Raw genomic sequence first — 19,463 nt, 5'->3', positions numbered from 1 at the left:
GGCCAGCGCCGGCTCGCCGTCGACCCGTGAGAAGGAGGTCGGCGGGGCGGCGGCGAGCTCGACCCGGGCCACCTCGCCCAGCGTCGTCACCGTGCCCCGGGCACCGGTGAGTGGGACGGCCCGGAGGTCCTCGACCGAGGTGAGCCGCGTCCCGGCCTGGACGGGCAGCGTCTGCTCCCCCACCGTCAGCGAGTCGGCCGGCAGCACCACGCCGTTGTCCTGCAGCACGGTGGTCACCGCCGCGGGCGACACCCCGGCGGCGGCGGGGGCGGTGGCGGCGGCGGGCCCTGGCCCACGGTGTCGCCGGAGGCGGGCGTCGTGTCGTCCACCCCGATGGCCGGGCCGGGGGCGGCGGGCGCCCGGTAGAAGCCGGTCGGCGGCGGGACCGAGCCGCTGGTGATGCCGTTCAGCGGCAGGCTGTCGACCGGGATCCCCGCCGCGTAGGCGCGGGCGAGGGCGATGACCTGGGCGACGTACTCGTCGGAGTGGTTGTACGCCAGGACGGCCTTGCGCTGGCCGACGTCGGTGCGCAGGTTGCCGCCCGCGACGCAGAGGTAGTGGGCGGCGGCCAGCGCGGCGTCGTCGATGTCGAAGGGGTCGGTGGTGCCGTTCCCGTCCGCGTCGATCGCGTAGGAGCGCCAGGTGGTCGGGATGAACTGCATCGACCCGACGGCGCGGTCGTAGGTGCGGTCGCGGTCGAAGCGGCCGTCGTCGGAGTCGGCGATGTAGGCGAACTTGCCGCCGTCGAGCGCCGGGCCGCGGATCTCCGGGGTCGACGTCCCGTCGGCGTTGAGCACCGCGCCGCCGAAGCGGCCGTGGTTGGACTCGACCCGGCCGATGCCGGCCAGCAGCGACCAGTCGATGCCGCACTGCGGCTTCGCGTCGGCCATCCGGGCGGCGGCCACGCGGTAGGCGTTCAGCGCGACGGTCGGGATGCCGTTGGCGGCCAGCCCGCTGACCGCCTCCGGGGAGGGCGGCTGCTGGTCGCCCGTCCGCGTCGGGGCCTCGCCGAGGGTGCGGGCGCCGGGAGGCGCGCCCAGGGAGAGCGCGGGGATGCCCCACACGGGGACCTCGTCGGCCTTCACCCCACCGCTGGAGCCGGCGGCCTGCTCGGCCAGGTCCGGCTCCGCCGGCTGGGCGACCCCGGCGACGACGCCGCCGAGCCCGACGAGCAGGGCCGCTGCGAGCACCCCGCGCCGTCTCGCCTGCGGCGACGCGGACCCGCGCCGACGGCGGCCTCGTGCCTGCTGAACACCTGTGTCCGTGGACCTGCGCACCCGTTGCTCCGAACGACCGCTGGTTTGACCTGGCCCCGTCCCCCGACCGGTTGCGGCTCGTTACCCGTGACGCGCGTTACTCAATCTCCGTGGCGGAACCGATCCGCCCGGCCGTCCGTGGCGCGCCCGGCAGGGATCGAACCTGCGACCAAGTGCTTAGCAGTCCGACCGATCATGCGTCGTAACGACGTCTCACGTTCTACGGCGCCGACCTGCTCCGATCTCCCCTTAGCCGTCGGAGTCGTGTCACTCTGGATCACGTAGCGCCAGACGACGTTACCGGCCTGAGGGGTAACTTCATCGGTAACCAGCGGACGTGGCGAGCGTGCGCGATAGCGCTCGTCGCCCAACTGCGGTTGAGTCGGGGTCGTGGGCGCAACTGCTGAGGCTGGCGACGACGACACGAGGGTCATCAAGTTTCTGGTCGGTAGCCGTCGGCTCGGGAAGTTCAGCTATACCTGGCGGATCGGGTCGGGCGGAACGTCGTTCTACATCAAGCCCCTTCCCGCAGCACTGCAGGAGATCAAGGTCAGCCTGCACGGACCGGATTCCGCTCGCGGGCTCACGGGCGGGTACAAGATCGAGCTCGACGAGTCGGCAGGAAGCACGCAACAGGACGCTGGCGCGCTGACGAAGTTGGTCAACTGGCCGCAACGTCGGTGGTTCGGTGGGCATGAAGTGCTTCCCGGCGTCGACCTCGTAGTCCGACTGCGCTTCCCTTGGGACCTGTTCGATGCGCAGGCGGTGTCGGCACAGCCGCCGCCTCGCGGGCCACGCGCCAGAGAGTTCGGTGGCCTCATCCCGACCCCCGCGCGTGGTCACGCGGCCGACGTCGATGTGTTCGTGTGTCGCGACGAGCCGTACTGGCCGAACGAGGAGCAGTCCCGCAGAGACAACGCCAACTTGGGGCCGATCAAGAACAAGGCGGGCCAGTACCTGACCGCTCAGGTCGTGCATCGGCACATAGAGCAGGAGCCCTCGCCGGTCGCCGGTTCAGCTCCTGTCGGCCCGCTCGGCGCGCCGCCCGTCTTCGACAGACTCCGTGGACTGGGCGCGGCCTTCGACGACACGGCCGAGTTTCTCTGGCTGGAGGAGATGTGGCTCTCTCGTTCGGAGATGCAGCGGGAGGCGCTCAGTATCTTCCGCGCACCAAGCTGAGTGGGGCGGGTGAGCAGTTGGTGCCGACGCGCCGTCTTGGTAAGGCAGATCACGGTGCTGCCTGAAACTACGTGCGTGTAATTTCGTTTGGATTAGGCTATTAGTCGCCCGCAAAGGCGCGAGGTTGCACTCATGGCGGAGGAACGTCCTGAAGGCAGCAGTACCCCCGACGACTACGAAGCCCACGCGGACAGCGGGGCGTAGCGCCCCGGGAGTCCCAATCAGCTGGAGTCTCTCGCGGAGCACGTCCGTATGCCGTAGTCGAGGACCCCTCCGTTCGTCGGAGGTTCCACCGTGCCTGAGCGTCCCCCCGGTCGACTGCTGTCGATCGTGCTCCTGTCTTCCTGACTCCTCGTGAGCTGGCGGTCCGCCACAACACGTCGGTCGGCCATCTCGCCTACCTGCGCAGCCAGGGGCGGGGCGTTCCCAACGTCCAGTTCAGCTCCCGTCGCGTCGGCTACCGCCTGACGGACGTGGAGCAGTAATTCGCCGGCTTCTCCGGGTCGTCGGCGGCCTCGTTCCACGAACACGAACTCTTGACGTTCACGGATCGGCTCGCCGGCTTCCCGCTCCCCGACGATGGTTCCCTACACATCGCCGGTGGCTACTGGTCGCAGAGTAGGCACGGCCACCTGGACGAGAAGCGCGTCTCCTTAGCGGTCCGCCCATTAGGGCGCCTCGGGCAACTGGGAGTCACTGCTCACGTGTCCACGCCAAGTGACTACAACTCGCTGGGGATCGTTCATGTTGCTCAGGTGGTCGTCCCGACGGCGTACGAGTCAGTCCTGCGCTTTGCCTCGGAGCTGCGCTTGATGCTCGAAGGGAAAGTGGACGAAGCACGTCTTTCGGCCGAGAAGTTGTTATGACTCACTGCAGGTAGGCCGAGTGTTCACCTCGAACGGTAAAGGTTCATGGCCTTTCTAACTGTGGCGGATCCTTGACTGCTATCACTAGGCGGTCACACGTCAAGCGGCGAGGGGTCGTATCCCCACCCTCGGGTAGTCTTCTGCCATGCCCCGCAGTGTTCCTGAGGAGCCCTACAAGTCCGCCTTCGACCTGCCCTCTTTCAAGAAGATGATGCAGGACTTGAAAGCCGCCCGCCTTCTTGGTCTGCTAGCTGGGCGCGAGGTTCGGGAGAAGTTCGCGGAGGTGGAGCGCGGCTACCGGTTCATCGGTGAGACCGTGGACAACTTCTACACGATCCTGGGTCCCCGAAACTGGGTCTTCCATGACCGGTTGTCGCCGGAAAAGGTGGGCCTCCTCTTGGCGGACGCAAGCCCCGAAGAAGCCGAGCGGTTGTTCATCCAACTACACAAGGACGAGGACTGGCTGCCCTTCTGGGCTAAGCGCGTAGCGCGTTCCCCTGACCTCTCGCCCTGGGGACACATGATCCAGCGGGCAGTGGACGACTACCTCGCCGGGCGGTACTACTCCACGACGATGCTCCTGCTGGCGGTCATGGACGGCTACGTCAACAACGTCGACAAGAGTCAACGACGAGGCCTGCACGCGCAGGATCCCGAGGACATGAAGTCCTGGGACAGCGTGACCGGCCACCACATGGGCTTGACGCACGTCATGCCCGTGATCTTCAAGACGATCCGTGCACCCATCACCGGGCCTGTCACTGAGGTGTACCGCAACGGCATCATGCACGGGTCGGTGGTCGACTTCGACAACGACGTGGTTGCAACGAAGGCCTGGAACTACTTCTTCGCCGTGCTCGACTGGGCGGCCGACAAGAAGAAGCAGGCTGAGCCGGAGATGACGCAGCCTACGGTCCGCCAGCTGTTCACCAAGCTCGCTGACACGGGCCAACAGAAGCGTGCTCTGGCCGACTTCAGTCCTCGGACGCTGACTCCGAAGTCTGCGTCTTGGTCCTCTGATGCCCTCGTGCTGGCCGTGACCCAGTTCTTTGAGAGCTGGCAGGTGAAAAACTATGGGCGGCTCGCCGAGAGTCTGCAGGCTGCGTCCCGGAAAAGGCTTGGGAAAACGGCACCGCGCAGGATGCGGGAGTTGTTTGGGTCGAACCCGATCAGCGGCTTCTCGATCGAAAGCGTGAGCTTTGAGGCGGCGGCCATCGGTGTCGTCTCGGCGACCGTGACTGCCGAGTCGGGCTCAGCGACCATCTCGATGCGTTGGGTCAGTGAGAGCGGCGCGGGGGACGTGCGCGTTGCGGGCACGGACGGTGCGGCTTGGCGAAGAGTTTTCGACGGCTGCCCGATCTGACTAAGAGCCGGTGGCAGGCCGCATCCAATCCTTGTTACCTCACTACTCGTTACCGGTGAAACGTTGTCTTCATGGGACGGAAGGCTCTGGGGCTAGTTGAGCGCGGCGAGATCGACGTAACCCCGCAGCGCCGAGACGAGAACGGCAAGTGGAAATGGGCGGCGTCCTCCCGGAGCGCTGAACGGTGGCCAGCTCGCTGCTACTTCCGAGGGTTGGGCTACCCCTGGGCGACGCCGCACACGCTGCGCCGGACGGTGGTGGCGTTGCTGCACGCGGCCGGAGTGCCGCTGGTGACGATCGCCGACCAGCTCGGTCATGCGGATCTGGCGATGACCGCTCGTGTCTACCTCGGCCGAGACCTCATGGGAGACCGTCAGTCGGTCGCCCAGTGGCTTCAACGGGTGACTGAACCGGTAACGCACAGCGAGACGTACCGTGCTCCGTTGCAACAGCGGGGGTCAATTAGGCGAAAGCGCGCCCGGCAGGGATCGAACCTGCGACCAAGTGCTTAGAAGGCACCTGCTCTATCCGCTGAGCTACGGGCGCTCGCGCTCGATCATCGCATCGCCCGGGGACGCGGTGAGGGCGCCCGGCCTCGCGGTCGTCCACAAGGGGCAGGGCCGTCCACAGTTCGGCGAGAGCCCTGCTCCTCGGCGACCGGGACGGCGAGGGTCGACGGCACACCGGCACCCGGCCGGGAGCGCCGTCCGGCGCCGCACATCCCGAGGAGCACCGTGAGCGCCACCGAGATCACCGTCATCGGCAACGTCGTCAACGCCCCCACCCGCAACCGCACGCAGAACGGGAGCGTCACGAACTTCCGCATGGCCGCCACCGAGCGCCGCTTCGACAGCGCCACCCAGGACTGGGTCGACGGCCACTCCTTCTTCGTCGACGTCGAGTGCTGGGGCGAGCTGGGCGGCAACGTCTCGCACAGCATCAGCAAGGGCGACCCCGTCGTCGTCGTGGGCAACATCCGCACGCACGAGTGGGAGTCCGAGCAGGGGCGCCGCAGCCGCCCGCAGGTCAAGGCCGAGGCGGTGGCCCCCAACCTGGCCCGGGGCGTGGCCGAGTTCCGGCGGACGCCGCGCACCGCTCCCGCCGTCGCGGACGGGGCCACCGACACGTCCGAGGTCCCGGCGGTGACCGGGGACGGCTTCCTCGGCGGCCGGGACTACGAGGAGGCCGAGCAGGCGTTCAACGAGGTGACCGGCGGCCTCCCGGCCGAACCCGTGCACGCGTAGTTGCCGGGAGCTGGGAGGATCGCAGCCGAGAACGCACGGGGTGGGGTCGCGATCCGGCGGCCCCGCCCCCGCTCGCGAGACGACGGAAGGCTCCGAAGCCCAGTGGCCCAGTACATCTACACGATGGTCCGTGCGCGCAAGGCGCACGGCGACAAGGTGATCCTCGACAACGTCACCCTGTCGTTCCTGCCCGGCGCGAAGATCGGTGTCGTCGGCCCGAACGGCGCCGGCAAGTCGACGGTGCTCCAGATCATGGCCGGCATGCAGCAGCCCTCCAACGGTGAGGCGAACCTGGCGCCGGAGGCGACCGTCGGCATCCTGCTGCAGGAGCCGCCGCTGAACGAGGAGCTCGACGTCCGGGGCAACGTCGAGGAGGCGGTCAAGCCGCTCCGCGACGCGCTGCGCCGCTTCGAGGAGGTCAGCGCGGCGATGGGCGAGCCCGACGCCGACTTCGACTCCCTCCTCGCCGAGCAGGGCGAGCTCATGGAGGTCATCGAGAACCAGGACGGCTGGGAGCTCGACGCCCGCATCGAGCAGGCCATGGACGCGCTGCGCTGCCCGCCCGGCGACGCCGACGTCACCGTCCTCTCCGGTGGTGAGCGCCGCCGCGTCGCGCTGTGCAAGCTGCTGCTCGAAGCGCCGGACCTGCTGCTGCTCGACGAGCCCACCAACCACCTCGACGCCGAGAGCGTCGCGTGGCTGGAGCAGCACCTGGAGAAGTACGCCGGCACCGTCGTCGCCGTCACCCACGACCGGTACTTCCTGGACAACGTGGCGCAGTGGATCCTCGAGCTCGACCGCGGCCGGGCCTACCCCTACGAGGGCAACTACTCCACCTACCTCGAGACCAAGGCCGCCCGCCTCTCGGTCGAGGGCGCCAAGGACGCCAAGCGGCAGAAGCGCCTCAAGGAGGAGCTGGAGTGGGTCCGCTCCGGCGCCAAGGCCCGCCAGGCCAAGAGCAAGGCCCGGCTGGCCCGCTACGAGGAGATGGCCGCGGAGGCCGAGAAGTTCCGCAAGCTGGACTTCGAGGAGATCCAGATCCCGCCGGGCCCGCGCCTGGGCAGCGTGGTCGTCGAGACCAGGAACCTCACCAAGTCCTTCGGTGACCGGGTGCTGATCGACGACCTGTCCTTCACCCTGCCGCGCAACGGCATCGTCGGCGTCGTCGGCCCCAACGGCGTGGGCAAGACGACGCTGTTCAAGATGCTGGTCGGCGAGGAGAAGGCCGACGCCGGCGAGATCAAGGTGGGCGAGACGGTGAAGCTCTCCTACGTGGAGCAGAGCCGCAGCGGCATCGACCCCAAGAAGACGCTGTGGGACGTCGTCTCCGACGGTCTGGACCACATCAAGGTCGGCAACGTCGAGATGCCCTCGCGGGCCTACGTGGCCGCCTTCGGCTTCAAGGGCCCGGACCAGCAGAAGCCGGCCGGCGTCCTCTCCGGCGGTGAGCGCAACCGGCTGAACCTGGCGCTGACGCTCAAGCAGGGCGGCAACCTGCTGCTCCTCGACGAGCCGACCAACGACCTGGACACCGAGACGCTGACCAGCCTCGAGAACGCGCTGCTGGAGTTCCCCGGCTGCGCCGTCGTGGTCAGCCACGACCGGTGGTTCCTCGACCGCGTGGCCACCCACATCCTCGCCTACGAGGGCGATTCGAAGTGGTTCTGGTTCGAGGGCAACTTCGCCGACTACGAGAAGAACAAGGTCGAGCGGCTCGGCGCCGATGCCGCGCGCCCGCACCGCGCGACCTACCGCAAGCTGTCCCGCGACTGACGCCTGCGGCCACCGAGACCCGTGCCGGGCCGGTCTCCCCCTCGGGGGAGACCGGCCCGACGCGCATCCGGGTGTGCTGTGCCGCCGCCGTCCTCTAGCGTCGCGGTCCTCCCGTCGCGCAGCCGCGCGGCCGCGATCCGCGGAGCGAGCATGTCCCTGATGGCCTTGGCACGGGCCGAGCGCGAGGACCTGCATGACCTGCTGGTCGGGCTCAGCCCTGAGCAGTGGAGGGCGCCGTCCCTGTGCGCGGGCTGGTCGGTCAAGGACGTCGTGGCCCACATGCTCGGCTACGAGGAGCTGGGCTGGGGGCAGCTGGCGCAGCGGTTCGCCCGCGGCCTGTTCCTGGTCGACCGGGTGAACGCGCTGCGGCTCCGGGAGTGCGCGTCCCGCACTCCCGACGAGCTGGTCGAGCTGCTGGAGACCCACCTCGTCCCGACCGGGCTGACCGCCGGGATGGGCGGTGCCATCGGCCTGACCGACGGCATGATCCACCAGCAGGACATCCGGCGTCCCCTCGGCCTGGCCAGGGACATCCCCGCCGAGCGGCTGGTCCCGGCCCTGCGCACCGCCCTCTTCGCCCCGACGTTGCTCGGCGTGCTGCGCGTGCGCGACGTCCGCCTGGTCGCCACGGACATGGACTGGTCGTTCGGCCGGGGGCCCGAGGTCCGGGGCACGGGCGAGGCCATCCTCATGACGGTCGCGGGACGGCGGGACGCCCTCGACGAGCTGTCCGGTCCGGGCCGTACGCGGGTCGCCCGCCGGGCCGGCGCCTGACCCGGAGGTCCCTCACCCGGCGAAGCCGGTGACGAACCGGCGCTGGCCAGGCGTCTCGACCGCCCGACGGCGGTAGCGCGACCGGACGAAGGCGACGGCCTCCTCCGGGGGCACCCCGTCCAGCACGGCCAGGCAGGCCAGCGCGGTCCCCGTCCGCCCGGTGCCACCGCCGCAGGCGACCTCCACGCGCTCGGCGGCGGACCGCTCCCACGCCTCCACCAGCGCCGTCCGCAGCTCCGCCGGGTCGCGCGGCAGCCGGAAGTCCGGCCACCGGACCCAGCGGCTCTCCCACGCCACCGGCGCCCCCGGGCGGCGGGCCAGGTAGACGCCGATCCGGGGGAGCGGGCCGGGACCGAGCGGGTCGCGCAGCCCGCGGCCACGCACCAGCCGACCCGACGGCAGGGCCAGCACGCCCGGTGCTGCGGTGTCCCACGGCTCGCTCACCAGCCCGAGGCTAGGTCGCGATCCCGCACCGATAGGGCAAGGTTCAGCTCGTGAGGCACACGGTGCAGGTCCCGATGCGCTGGTCGGACATGGACGCCTACCAGCACATCAACAACGTCGCCTTCCTCGGCTACTTCGAGATGGCCCGGGTCAACCTGTTCTTCGAGCAGCCGACGCACGACGAGCGCACCGGGCTGCGCCGCGGCCTCGTCGTCGCCTCGCACGAGATCGCCTACAAGCGGTCGGTGGTCTACGACCGCGAGCCGCTGGAGGTGCAGCTCTGGGTGTCCGGCGTCCGGGCGGCCGCCTTCACCTGCCACTACGAGCTGTTCGACCACGGGACGCTCGCGGTCACCGGCAGCACGCTGCTCGTGCCCTTCGACTTCGCGCTCGAGCGGCCGCGCCGGCTCACCGCCGAGGAGAAGGAGTTCCTCGCCCGCTGGGCCGACGAGCCGGCCGGCTGAGCTCAGCCGCCGACGATCCGCGGCACCGGGCGGTCGGCGCCGGTGGGGGCGCCGCGCAGGGCCGCCTCCTCGTCCGGCACCGGCCGCACGACGGCACCCTCGGTGACCAGCCCGCCGCCGTACACGGCCGCGTTGATCCCGCCGCGGTGCACCATCGCCTTGACCAGCTTGAGGCCGGTCAGCCGCTCCAGGTGCGTGCACGGCGGGCAGCGCTTCATGCCGAACAGCAGCGCGTCGCCCACCGCGAACCACCGGCCCACCAGCGAGGGCAGGTCGATGCCGGTGGTCACCAGGTTCCGCCGGGTGTCGCCGGGGGAGAGGTCCGCGCCCACCTCCGCGGCGACGGCGGCCACGCCGTCCCGGTCGATGAGGGTCAGCTGCTTCTCCAGGTCCGGGTACTGCGCCCACGTGCCGCCACCCAGCGCGTAGCGGTCGCCCTCCAGCCCGACGCCGGCGACCAGCCGGCCGCCGGGCACCCGGCGCATCGGCGCGGCCGCGGAGCCGGCCAGCCAGATCTCGCGCACGGTGCCGGTCACGAGGCCACCGCCGTCCGCCGCCGGGGACGCCGGGCCGGGGCGTCGTCGGCCCCCCGGGCGTCCAGCGCCTCGCCGACGGTCGCCGCCATCCGCAGCACCTGGATCAGCAGCGGCACCGCCATGCCCGCCCGCAGCCGCACGGCGCCCCGGGCCGCCTGCGCCTCCCGGATGCGGGCCGCCCGCTCGGCGACCAGCGGGATGAAGCGCAGCGTCATCGCCAGCACCAGCCCGATCCGCGCCGGGCGGACGCCGAGCACGCGCAGCGGCGAGGCCAGCCACTCGATCACGGCCACCAGCGCCGTCACCCGCGTCGTGGCCGTCACGACGGCGGCGGCGACCAGCAGCGCCACCAGCCGGAGGACGGCGACGCTGCCGGTGCGCAGGTCGGTGACCAGCAGGTGGAAGACGAACAGCACGGCCAGCCAGACCCACACCGGCCGCACCTGGACCGCGAGCGCGCGCCACGGCAGCCGGGCGACGCCGAGCCCCACGGCGGTCGCCAGCGCCACCGCGCCGGCCATCACCGCCGGCGACTCCACGAGGAAGAGGCCGACGCCCAGCGCCGCCAGCAGCGCGAGCTTCAGCCCGGCCCGCGCCCGGTGGACGACGCTTCCGCCCGGGACGTACAGCGACAGCATCAGCCCATCCTCGCCACGTACCAGGGCACGGTCTCGCCCGGCGCGCCGTCGGCGACCACCCGGCCGCCCTCCACGACCAGCACCCGGTCGAAGCCGCCGAGCAGCTCGAGGTGGTGGGTGACGACGACGACGTCCTGCTCGAGCTCGTCGATCACGCGGGCCACCCGGCGGGTGTTGGCCAGGTCGAGCAGCGTCGTCGGCTCGTCGAACACGATCCGCCGCGGTCGCATCGCGAGCACCCCGGCGATCGCCAGCAGCTGCTTCTGCCCGCCCGAGAGCAGGTGCGCGGGGTGGTCGCGGTGCCCGGCCAGCCCGTAGCGCTCCAGCATCTCCTCGACCCGGCGCGCCACCTCGTCGTCGGGCAGGCCCTGGTTGTGCGGCCCGAAGGCGAGGTCCTCGGCCACCGTGGGGTGCACGATCTGCGCGTCGGGGTCCTGGAAGACGAAGCCCACCCGGCGCCGCACCGCCCGCACCTGGGTGCGGGTGTCGAGGCCGTCGACGAGGACCGTCCCCGAGGTCGGCACGACCAGCCCGTTGAGCAGCCGCGCGAACGTGCTCTTGCCCGAGCCGTTGCCGCCGATCACGCCGACCCGGCGCTCGGCCAGGGTCAGCGACACGCCGTCCAGGACCACGCGCTCGCCGTAGGCGTGCCCGACGTCCCGCAGCTCGACGCCGACCTCGGTGGCGACGGCGTCGTCGGCGTCCTCCGCGGGACGCCGTCCCCAGCGCACCCGGGTCAGCCCGCGGTGGCGTGCCGCGTCGGCAGCTCGATCACCGGGTACGCGCGGCGCACGGCGACCGCCACGACCGACGCGGCGACGGCCTTCACCAGGTCGCCCGGGATGAAGGTGAACGAGCCGGTGAGGGAGGCCCAGAGGGAGACGTCGCCGTAGAGCGCCGTGAAGGGGACGCCGATCGCGTAGATGACGACGATCCCGCCGATCATGTTCGCCACGAGGGCCCAGGCCAGGTTGAACCGCTTCCAGAACAGCTGGGTGAGCAGCCCGATGACGAAGGCGGCGATCGGCCAGCTGTAGAGGTAGCCGGCGGTCGGCCCGGCGAACACGCTCAGGCCGCCGCGCCCGCCGGACAGCAGCGGGGCGCCCGCGGCCACCAGCGCCAGGAAGACCAGCAGCGCCAGCCCGCCGCGCTTGGCGCCGAGCACGGAGCCGGCGAGCATCACGCCGAGGGTCTGCGCCGTGATCGGGACCGGCAGGCCGGGTACGGGCACGGGCGGCAGCAGTCCGAGCACCGCCACGATGGCGGCGAACAGGGCGACGTAGGCGAGATCCCGGGACTTCACGCGGCGGAAGGTACCGGAGCGGTTCCGCGACCCCGCCGCGCGGTCACCCCTGGAGCCAGACCGCCGTGTCGTCCGGCACCAGCCCGCCGTCCAGCGGCGCGCTGCTGAGCAGCACCTCGCCCTCGGGCACGGGGACCGGGGCGCCGGACAGGTTCACCAGGCACGCCAGGCCACCGGGGCGGCGGAAGGCGACGCAACCGTCGGGTGCCTGTAGCCACTGCACGTCGTCCCCGCTCAGCGCGCTGGACGAGCTCCGGAGCGCGAGCGCCTTCCGGTACAGCGACAGCATCGAGTCGTCGTCCGCCTGCTGGGCCTCGGCGGTGAGCGGCCCCCAGCCCTCGGGCATGGGCAGCCACGTGTCCGGGCGCGAGGAGAAGCCGTACGAGGGCTCGTCCCCCGACCACGGGACGGGGATGCGGCAGGCGTCGCGCCCGCGCTCGGCGCCCTCCGAGCGGAACCAGATGGGGTCCTGGAGCGCCTCGTCGGGCAGGTCGACGTCGGGCATGCCGAGCTCGTCGCCGTTGTAGAGGTAGGCCGCGCCGGGCAGCGCCAGCTGGAGCAGCGCCGCTGCCCGGGCCCGCCGGGTGCCCAGCTCGCCGCCGCCGTAGCGGGTCACGTGCCGCGGCCGGTCGTGGTTGGACAGCACCCAGCACGCCGGGGCCGGCGTCCCGGAGACGGCGGCCAGCGAGTGCGTGACCGCGTCGCGCAGCGACTCGGCCGACCACTCCGCCGTCAGCAGCTTGAAGTTGAAGGCCAGCTGCAGCTCGTCGGGCGCCAGGTACTGCGCCAGGCGGTCGTCGTCGGACACCCACACCTCGCCCACGGCCATCGTCCCGGGGTACCGGTCCAGCACCGCGCGGATCCGGCGGTGCACCACGTGCACGCCGTCCTGGTCGAAGCGGTGGTCACCGGGCCCGTGGTCGTCGAGCAGGCCGGTGTCCTCCATCGGCACCATGTCCGGCAGCCCCTCGGGCTTGGCCATGCCGTGGGCGACGTCGATCCGGAAGCCGTCGACCCCGCGGTCGAGCCAGAAGCGCATCGTCTCCTCGAGGTCGGCGACGACCTCCGGGTTGGCGAAGTTCAGGTCCGGCTGCTCGGGCGCGAAGATGTGCAGGTACCACTGCCCGTCGGGCACGCGGGTCCAGGCGGGGCCGCCGAACACCGACGGCCAGTTGTTCGGCGGCTCGCTGCCGTCGCGGCCGCGGCCGTCGCGGAACAGGTAGCGCGCCCGCTCCGGCGAGCCGGGGCCGGCCTCCAGCGCGGCCTGGAACCACTCGTGGTCGTGCGAGCTGTGGTTGGGGACGAGGTCGACCGTCACCCGGATGCCCAGGGCGTGCGCCTCGGCCAGCATCGCGTCGAACTCCGCGAGGTCGCCGAACACCGGCTCGACGTCGCGGGGGTCGGCCACGTCGTAGCCGTGGTCGGCCATCGGCGAGGGGTAGAACGGCGTGATCCACAGCGCGTCGACGCCGAGGTCGGCGAGGTAGGGCAGCCGCGACCGGATGCCGGCCAGGTCGCCCACGCCGTCGCCGTTCCCGTCGGCGAAGCTGCGGATGTAGATCTGGTAGAAGACCGCGTCCCGCCACCAGTCGGCGGGCAGGGCGGTGCTCGGCCTCGGGGTCACCGGGCTCCTCTGGATCGTGGGGTCAGCGGTTCTGCATGCTCCGCGCGGCCATCTCCAGGTAACCCCACAGCGTCGCGTCCTGCTCGGGCGGGAGGCCGAGCGAGTCGACGGCGGCGCGCATGTGCGACAGCCAGGCGTCCCGCTCGACGGGGCCGATGGCGAAGGGCGCGTGCCGCATCCGCAGGCGCGGGTGGCCACGCTGCTCGGAGTAGGTCGTCGGGCCGCCCCAGTACTGCTCGAGGAAGCCGCGCAGCCGGGTCTCGGCGCCCTCCCAGTCGTCCTGGGGGTACATCGGCTGCAGCACGGGGTCGGTGCGGACGCCGGCGTAGAAGCGCTGCACGAGGGCGCGGAAGGTGGGCTCGCCGCCGACCTCGTCGTAGAAGGTCCGCGCCGACGGCAGGGACCGCCTCGACTCGCTCATGCCCCGGGTGCTCCTTCGGCGTCGACCGTGGCGGGCGCCTGGTCGCGTGTCCGCCGATAGGCCATCAGCGCCGGGACGACCGCGATCATTCCGAGGCCCCCCGCGACGGCCACGACCGCCGAGGCGCCGGCGCCCTCGGCGGCGACGCCGGACAGCAGCGCGCCGATGCCCTGCACGCCGGACAGGCCGCTCGCCGCCACCCCGAACGCTCGCCCGCGGTAGGCGCTGGGCACGGCCTGCACGAAGGCGACGTTGAGCGGGATCCCCCAGGCGCTGGCCAGCCCCGAGACGAACAGCAGGCCCACCACCGTCCAGTACGTGGCCGGGCCGGGGCCGGCGAGCACGGCCACCAGGCCGGCGGCCAGCACGGGGGCCAGCGAGCCGAGGACGAGCGGGCCGACCAGCGCCTCCCGCCGGCGCGGCGGCACCAGGCGGGTGATCACCAGCCCCGCGATGGTCAGCCCCAGCGGGTTGGCGGCCAGCAGCACGCCGACCGCGGTCGGGCCCTCGCCGAGCTCGTCGACCAGGGGTGCGGCGATGCCCTCGGGGGCGTAGAGGAAGCCGGTCGCCAGCCAGGTGAGGCTGATGATGGAGAGCAGCCGGGGCATGCGGCGGATGAACCGGAGGCCGTCGACGGCGTCGCGCCACAGCGTGGTCGGCTCGTCGGTGCCCTCCCGCGCCGGTGCCGGGCGCGGCTGCAGCCCGGTCCGCAGCCAGACGGCCGACACCAGGAAGGTCGCGGCGTTGACCAGCAGCGCCGTGGCCGGGCTGAACACCAGGAGCAGCGCGCTCCCGGCGAGGAAGCCGCCGACCTGGGCGAGCTGGACGGTCGTGCTGGTGAGGGAGGTGGCGACGGCGTACCGGTCGCCGTCGAGCACGTCGGCCATGAGCGCCGACCGGGCCGACTCGAAGGGGGGCGCGCACAGGCCGACGACGAACAGCAGCAGGAGCAGCAGCCACAGCGGGAGGCCCGGCACCGCCATCAGCGCCACCACCACCGCCCGGCCGGCGTCGGTGGCGACCAGCACGCGGTGGCGCGGGAAGCGGTCGGCGAGCACCGCCAGCAGCGGCCCGCCCAGCAGCCAGGGGAGGTAGCCGATGGCGAAGGTCAGCGCCGCGAGCAGCGGGGAGTCGGTGCGGGCGTAGACCAGCACCGTGAGGGCGACCCGGGCCAGCTCGTCGCCCGCGGCCGAGAGCAGGAAGGTCCCGAAGAGGGGGCGGAACTCCCGGACGGCGAAGACCTCGCGGAAGGTCGCCTGTCGCACGTCCGCGCCGGAGGTGCCGCCCTCCGGCGCCGGGGCGGTCAGCGGGGCCCCGTCCCGGCCGAGCTGCCCAGCAGCGGCACGGGTGTGCGGATGCCCTCGGCGACGAACCGCTCCTTGAGCCGCATGCGCAGCTCGCGGCCGACCCGCCACTGGTCGGCGTTGGTGGTGCGCACGACCAGCCGCATGAAGACGCCCTCCGCGGTGATCTGCTCGACGCCCAGGGACTCCGGCTCGGCCAGGACGACCCCGGCCCACTCCTCCTCGGCGACCATCGCGTCGGCGACCTCCTGCATCACCGTGCGGCAGCGCTCGAGGTCGGTGTCGTGCGCGACCGGCATGTCGACGACCACCTGGGCGAAGCCCTGGCTCTTGTTGCCGACCCGCAGGACCTCGCCGTTGCGCACGTACCAGACGACGCCGTTGACGTCCCGGAGCCGGGTGATCCGAAGGCCCACCGCCTCGACGGTGCCGCTGGCCTCGCCCAGGTCGACGACGTCGCCGACGCCGTACTGGTCCTCCAGGATGATCCCGATCCCGGCGATGAAGTCCTTGATCAGGTTCTGCGCGCCGAAGCCGAGCGCGACGCCCACCACGCCGGCGCTGGCCACGATCGGCGCCAGGTTGATGCCCAGCTCGCCCAGGACCAGGACCACCGCGATGCCCATGATCACGAAGGAGGCGAAGCTGCGCAGCACCGAGCCGATGGCCTCGGCGCGCTGGGTGCGGCGGGCGGTCGCCTGCTCGACGACGTCCCCGGCCTGGCCGGACCGGTTCCGCAGCGGCCGCAGGATGGTGGGCACCGCGCCGCTGGCCGTGCGGTCGGTCAGCCGGCGGATGGCCCGGTGGGCCAGCCCCCGCGCCAGGGCCGCGAGCACGACGACCAGCAGGATGCGCGCCGGGGTGGCGATGAGCGTCTGCGCGTTCTCCGCCAGCCAGTCGAGGCCGAACCAGTCGTAGACCTTCTGGCAGAGCCAGTAGTCGGCGCAGTCGGCCCCGGCCTCGTCCGCGGCGAGCACGGTGGGTGATCCGGTCATTACCGCAAATCTTGGCAGGTCGGCGCCGCGCCGTCAGCGGGGTACGGCGCGTGTCCGGTCGAGAGCGTTCCGCAATCTCACGGGGTGAGACCGGTGTGCGCCGCCAGGAACGCGAGCTGGTCGGCGGCCAGCCCCACGGTCCGGCTGACCGCCCGCGCGCCGTGCCCGACGGAGGTCTCCCGCCGCAGCACGACCGGCGCCTCGGACGACGTCGCGTGCTGCAGGGCGGCGGCGAGCTTGCGGCCGTGCAGCGGGTCGACCCGGGTGTCGGACTCGAACGTCGTGAAGAGCGTCGCCGGGTAGGCCGTGCCCTCGCGGACCGCGTGGTACGGCGAGTAGCCCAGCAGCCAGCCCAGCTCGACTGGGTCGTCGGCGGTGCCGTACTCGTCGTTCCAGGTGCGGCCCAGCCCGAACAGCTCGTACCGGACCATGTCCAGCAGCGGCGCGCTGCAGACGACGGCGGCGGCGAGGTCGGGGCGCTGGGTGAGGGTGGCGCCGACGAGCAGCCCGCCGTTGGAGCCGCCCATGACCGCGAGCTGCTCGTGCGTCGTCCAGCCCTGCGCCACCAGGTGCTCCCCGGCAGCGGCGAAGTCGTCGAACACGTTCTGCTTCCGCTCGCGCATGCCGGCGCGGTGCCACTCCTCCCCGTGCTCGGAGCCGCCGCGCAGGTTCGCCACCACCCACACGCCCCCCGCCGCGACCCAGGAGAGGGCCTGCGCCGAGTAGCCGGGCGTCAGGGAGACGTTGAACCCGCCGTAGCCGTAGAGCACCGTCGGCCGGGGGCGGTCCGGCGTGCCGGTGCCGGAGAGGACGAAGAGGTGCACCGGGGTGCCGTCCTGCGACGTCGCGTGCGTCTCGACCACGGTCAGGTCCGGCACCTCGCCGGCGACCGGGGCCCGCTCCCAGGGCGCCAGCTCCTCGGGGGTCCCGGAGTCCCAGCGCAGCACCGAGGGCGGCGTGGCGTAGTCGGTGTAGCCGACCCAGGCGGTGGTGCCGCCCGAGTGCGGTGCGCTGACGCCGGCGATGCTGCCCGCCCCGGGGGGCGTGACCTCGGCCAGCCGCCCGGAGCCGTCGGCGGCCCACACCGAGAGCCGGTCGGTGGCGTCGACGGCGTGCACGGCGAGGACCTGCAGGGCGCCGTCCGGACCGTCGACGAGCGCGACGTCGGAGAGCACGGCGTCGTCCTGCTGCGGGATGACGTCGGCCCACGCCTCGGGGGCCCACGTGGCCGGGTCCGCGGGGTCGGCCACGGCGAGCCGCCAGCGCGGCGTGCCCCGGTCGCTCATCAGCCACAGCCGGCCGTCGCGGGCGACCCAGGCCGCGGTCTGGGCGTCGACCCCCAGCTGGAGGTCGCGCAGGGTGCCGTCCCCCGCCAGGTCGGCCAGCCAGACGTCGTCGCGTGGCGCGGTTCCGGCGGACGCGGAGACGACCAGCCAGCGGCCGTCGGCGCTGGTGCGCACGCCGTAGTAGTTGGTGGGGTCCAGGCCCTCGCCGTGCACCAGCACGTCCTCGGCCGGGTCGCCGCCGACCCGGTGGCGCCACACCCGGCGGTGGTACTGCTCCTCGCCGGCCGGCACCTGGTCGGGCGCCAGCCGGCGGACGTAGAACAGCTCCTCGCCGCCGGGCAGCCAGCCGACGGGGGAGTAGCGGCACCGGTCGACGGGGCCGTCGAGCAGCTCGCCGCTGGCGACGTCGAGGACGTAGAGCCTGGACTCCTCGTCGCCCCCGGTGCTCACCTGGTAGGCGAGGCGGTCGCCCTCCCAGGACGGCGCCCAGGCGTCGAGCGTCGTCGTCCCCTCGGGGTCCAGCTCCATGGGGTCGACCAGCGTGCGCACCGTGCCGTCGGCCTCGCGGACGCGGAGCACGGCGTGCTCCTGGCCGGGGTCACGACGGGTGGAGAAGGCGCGGTCGCCGCGCCACACGGGGATGCCCACCGCGCCGGCGTGCACCAGCTGCTCCAGCCGCTCGGCGAACCGGGCGCGCAGCGGGAGCGCGGCCAGCACCTCGCCGGCGAGTGCGTCCTGCGCCTGCGACCACTCCTGCGTCCGGGGGTCGGCGGGGTCCTCGAGCCAGCGGTAGGGGTCGGCGACGCGGTGGCCGTGCAGGTCGTCGACGAGGTCCAGGCGCGGGGCCTCCGGGTAGCGCATGCGGGGCACGCTAGTCGCCGCCCGCGGCACCGATCCGGGGTCGCGGGGAAATTCCACTGCGCCGACAGGTCCTCCGCGGGTCAGAATGGGCCTGCCCGCGGGTCGCGCAGCACCCGGCGGTCCGGGGCGTCCGGAGGTGATCCGTGCCGCGTTCCGCGCCCGGGTCGTCGACGGCGGGTCACCCAGGCCCGCGTCGCGACCCCGTCCCGCCGCTCGTCCCCCTGCCCGCGCCCGCCACGACCGCCGCCACGCTGCTGCTCAACGCGACCTACGAGCCGCTGTGCGTCGTCTCCAGCCGGCGGGCCATCGTGCTGGTGCTGGCCGCCAAGGCCGAGTCCGTCGACGTCGCCCCCGACGTCGTGCACGCCGAGACGGTCAGCCTGCCGGTCCCGGTCGTCGCCCGGCTGACCCGCTACGTGCGGGTGCCCTACCCGGCGTCGGTGCCGCTGTCGCGGCGGGCGGTGTTCACCCGCGACGCCCAGACCTGCGTCTACTGCGGCGGCACCGCCACGAGCATCGACCACGTCGTGCCGCGCAGCCGGGGCGGCACGCACACGTGGGACAACGTGGTGGCCGCCTGCCGCCGCTGCAACCACACCAAGGCCGACCGCTCGCTCGCCGAGCTCGGCTGGAAGCTCCCGCACCCACCGCGCACCCCGACCGGTGCGGCCTGGCGGCTGCTCGGGGCGCGGACCGTGGACCCGCGCTGGCGCGAGTGGCTGGGGGTCCCCGAGAGCGTGAGCGCGTGACGGCAGCGGACCACGCGCGCCGGCTGTGGGCGCTGGGCGAGCCCTTCCACGCGCTCACCTACTTCGCGGCCGAGTCACAGGCCGCCGCGGCCGACGCCGGGCTGACGGGCTTCTGGAACGGGTACTTCGCCTTCCGCGCCGCCCCGCTGGGCCCGGTGGGTGCCGACGTGGTGACCGCGACCTTCGTGAACTTCGAGCCGTCGTTCGTCGCCCGCCGTGTCCCCGGGGTCTGGGCGGTGGTCACCCCCGCCGAGGCCGTCGCCGCCCGCGCGGCCGGGGTGGACGCGGCCGCCCGCCGGGTTCTCGGGGACGACGGCGTCCGCGCCGCCGAGGTCGCCGAGGCCGCGGAGCTCGCGGGTGCGGCCGCGGCGGCAGCGCGCACA

At 72.7% G+C, this 19,463-nt stretch carries 19 protein-coding genes, 1 tRNA gene and 1 pseudogene; 8 read left to right on the top strand and 13 right to left on the bottom strand.

Going from position 1 to position 19,463, the window contains the following annotated elements; translation table 11 throughout:
• Both E4P43_RS18255 and E4P43_RS18250 read right to left on the bottom strand, forming a co-directional pair.
• The coding region (locus E4P43_RS18255) for an efflux RND transporter permease subunit (RefSeq protein WP_135146939.1) at positions 1 to 237 on the bottom strand (237 nt) is incomplete at its 3' end.
• A complete protein-coding gene (locus tag E4P43_RS18250; protein WP_135146938.1) occupies positions 234 to 1,190 on the bottom strand; it encodes a lytic transglycosylase domain-containing protein in 957 nt (318 codons plus the stop codon). The genes E4P43_RS18255 and E4P43_RS18250, both read right to left, overlap by 4 nt.
• Positions 1,191 to 1,646: 456 nt before the next feature.
• On the opposite strand from E4P43_RS18250, the gene E4P43_RS18245 reads away from it, so the two are divergent.
• Complete coding sequence (locus E4P43_RS18245; RefSeq protein ID WP_135146937.1) at positions 1,647 to 2,435, top strand: hypothetical protein; 789 nt, start codon at positions 1,647 to 1,649, stop codon at positions 2,433 to 2,435.
• A gap of 1,011 nt (positions 2,436 to 3,446) precedes the next feature.
• A complete protein-coding gene (locus tag E4P43_RS18240) occupies positions 3,447 to 4,664 on the top strand; it encodes a hypothetical protein (protein WP_135146936.1) in 1,218 nt (405 codons plus the stop codon).
• 473 nt (positions 4,665 to 5,137) lie between these two features.
• Here E4P43_RS18240 and E4P43_RS18230 read toward each other — a convergent pair.
• Positions 5,138 to 5,210: transfer RNA gene (locus tag E4P43_RS18230), tRNA-Arg, on the bottom strand.
• Between the two features lie 188 nt (positions 5,211 to 5,398).
• Between E4P43_RS18230 and E4P43_RS18225 the strand changes: the two genes are divergently transcribed.
• The 3 genes from E4P43_RS18225 to E4P43_RS18215 all read left to right on the top strand — a co-directional run bounded on the left by E4P43_RS18225 (position 5,399) and on the right by E4P43_RS18215 (position 8,455).
• Positions 5,399 to 5,908 carry a single-stranded DNA-binding protein gene (locus tag E4P43_RS18225; protein ID WP_167759238.1) on the top strand — a complete coding sequence of 170 codons (510 nt, stop codon included), beginning with the start codon at positions 5,399 to 5,401 and terminating at the stop codon, positions 5,906 to 5,908.
• Between the two features lie 102 nt (positions 5,909 to 6,010).
• Positions 6,011 to 7,681: an energy-dependent translational throttle protein EttA gene (ettA, locus tag E4P43_RS18220; RefSeq protein ID WP_135146934.1), complete on the top strand. Its 1,671-nt coding sequence runs from the start codon at positions 6,011 to 6,013 to the stop codon at positions 7,679 to 7,681.
• A gap of 159 nt (positions 7,682 to 7,840) precedes the next feature.
• Positions 7,841 to 8,455: a maleylpyruvate isomerase family mycothiol-dependent enzyme gene (locus E4P43_RS18215; protein ID WP_135146933.1), complete on the top strand. Its 615-nt coding sequence runs from the start codon at positions 7,841 to 7,843 to the stop codon at positions 8,453 to 8,455.
• Between the two features lie 12 nt (positions 8,456 to 8,467).
• Here E4P43_RS18215 and E4P43_RS18210 read toward each other — a convergent pair whose 3' ends face one another.
• A complete protein-coding gene (locus E4P43_RS18210; RefSeq protein ID WP_135146932.1) occupies positions 8,468 to 8,899 on the bottom strand; it encodes a protein-tyrosine phosphatase family protein in 432 nt (143 codons plus the stop codon).
• A 50-nt stretch (positions 8,900 to 8,949) separates the two neighbouring features.
• On the opposite strand from E4P43_RS18210, the gene E4P43_RS18205 reads away from it, so the two are divergent.
• A complete protein-coding gene (locus E4P43_RS18205) occupies positions 8,950 to 9,363 on the top strand; it encodes a thioesterase family protein (protein ID WP_135146931.1) in 414 nt (137 codons plus the stop codon).
• A gap of 2 nt (positions 9,364 to 9,365) precedes the next feature.
• Here E4P43_RS18205 and E4P43_RS18200 read toward each other — a convergent pair whose 3' ends face one another.
• The 9 genes from E4P43_RS18200 to E4P43_RS18160 form a co-directional block, all read right to left on the bottom strand.
• Complete coding sequence (locus tag E4P43_RS18200) at positions 9,366 to 9,899, bottom strand: MOSC domain-containing protein (protein ID WP_167759237.1); 534 nt, start codon at positions 9,897 to 9,899, stop codon at positions 9,366 to 9,368.
• A complete protein-coding gene (locus E4P43_RS18195; protein WP_135146930.1) occupies positions 9,896 to 10,537 on the bottom strand; it encodes an energy-coupling factor transporter transmembrane protein EcfT in 642 nt (213 codons plus the stop codon). Before E4P43_RS18195 ends, E4P43_RS18200 begins: the two co-directional genes overlap by 4 nt.
• Entirely contained in the window at positions 10,537 to 11,268 is a 732-nt protein-coding gene (locus tag E4P43_RS18190; RefSeq protein WP_209313956.1) for an ATP-binding cassette domain-containing protein, read from the bottom strand. Before E4P43_RS18190 ends, E4P43_RS18195 begins: the two co-directional genes overlap by 1 nt.
• Before the next feature lie 5 nt (positions 11,269 to 11,273).
• Positions 11,274 to 11,840, bottom strand: a complete 567-nt coding sequence (locus tag E4P43_RS18185) for a biotin transporter BioY (protein ID WP_135146929.1) — start codon at positions 11,838 to 11,840, stop codon at positions 11,274 to 11,276.
• Positions 11,841 to 11,883: 43 nt separating this feature from the next.
• Positions 11,884 to 13,464 carry an alpha-amylase family glycosyl hydrolase gene (locus E4P43_RS18180; protein WP_209313955.1) on the bottom strand — a complete coding sequence of 527 codons (1,581 nt, stop codon included), beginning with the start codon at positions 13,462 to 13,464 and terminating at the stop codon, positions 11,884 to 11,886.
• Between the two features lie 22 nt (positions 13,465 to 13,486).
• Positions 13,487 to 13,885, bottom strand: coding sequence for a globin (locus E4P43_RS18175; protein WP_135146928.1), 399 nt, complete (start codon positions 13,883 to 13,885; stop codon positions 13,487 to 13,489).
• Positions 13,882 to 15,150, bottom strand: a complete 1,269-nt coding sequence (locus tag E4P43_RS18170) for an MFS transporter (RefSeq protein WP_245159238.1) — start codon at positions 15,148 to 15,150, stop codon at positions 13,882 to 13,884. Before E4P43_RS18170 ends, E4P43_RS18175 begins: the two co-directional genes overlap by 4 nt.
• A gap of 38 nt (positions 15,151 to 15,188) precedes the next feature.
• On the bottom strand, positions 15,189 to 16,184 hold the full coding sequence (locus E4P43_RS18165) for a mechanosensitive ion channel family protein (protein WP_135146927.1): 996 nt from the start codon (positions 16,182 to 16,184) through the stop codon (positions 15,189 to 15,191).
• A gap of 77 nt (positions 16,185 to 16,261) precedes the next feature.
• A complete protein-coding gene (locus E4P43_RS18160) occupies positions 16,262 to 18,331 on the bottom strand; it encodes a prolyl oligopeptidase family serine peptidase (RefSeq protein ID WP_135146926.1) in 2,070 nt (689 codons plus the stop codon).
• 143 nt (positions 18,332 to 18,474) lie between these two features.
• Between E4P43_RS18160 and E4P43_RS18155 the strand changes: the two genes are divergently transcribed.
• Entirely contained in the window at positions 18,475 to 19,080 is a 606-nt protein-coding gene (locus E4P43_RS18155) for an HNH endonuclease (RefSeq protein ID WP_245159237.1), read from the top strand.
• Positions 19,077 to 19,463, top strand: a pseudogene (locus E4P43_RS20055) (hypothetical protein); the annotation flags it as partial. The gene E4P43_RS18155 and the pseudogene E4P43_RS20055, both read left to right, overlap by 4 nt.

The organism is Blastococcus sp. TF02A-35, assembly GCF_004571075.1.
In the GTDB taxonomy this organism is placed as follows: Bacteria; Actinomycetota; Actinomycetes; order Mycobacteriales; family Geodermatophilaceae; genus Blastococcus.
The sequence above is the reverse complement of the archived record's forward strand: the minus strand, read 5'-3'. Positions and strand labels throughout refer to the sequence as shown.

Coding starts and splice junctions, on each gene's coding strand:
- E4P43_RS18240 (WP_135146936.1), top strand. CDS start 3,447: ATGCCCCGCAGTGTTCCTGAGGAGCCCTACAAGTCCGCCTTCGACCTG.
- E4P43_RS18215 (WP_135146933.1), top strand. CDS start 7,841: ATGGCCTTGGCACGGGCCGAGCGCGAGGACCTGCATGACCTGCTGGTC.
- E4P43_RS18195 (WP_135146930.1), bottom strand. CDS start 10,537: ATGCTGTCGCTGTACGTCCCGGGCGGAAGCGTCGTCCACCGGGCGCGG.
- E4P43_RS18175 (WP_135146928.1), bottom strand. CDS start 13,885: ATGAGCGAGTCGAGGCGGTCCCTGCCGTCGGCGCGGACCTTCTACGAC.
- E4P43_RS18165 (WP_135146927.1), bottom strand. CDS start 16,184: ATGACCGGATCACCCACCGTGCTCGCCGCGGACGAGGCCGGGGCCGAC.
- E4P43_RS18160 (WP_135146926.1), bottom strand. CDS start 18,331: ATGCGCTACCCGGAGGCCCCGCGCCTGGACCTCGTCGACGACCTGCAC.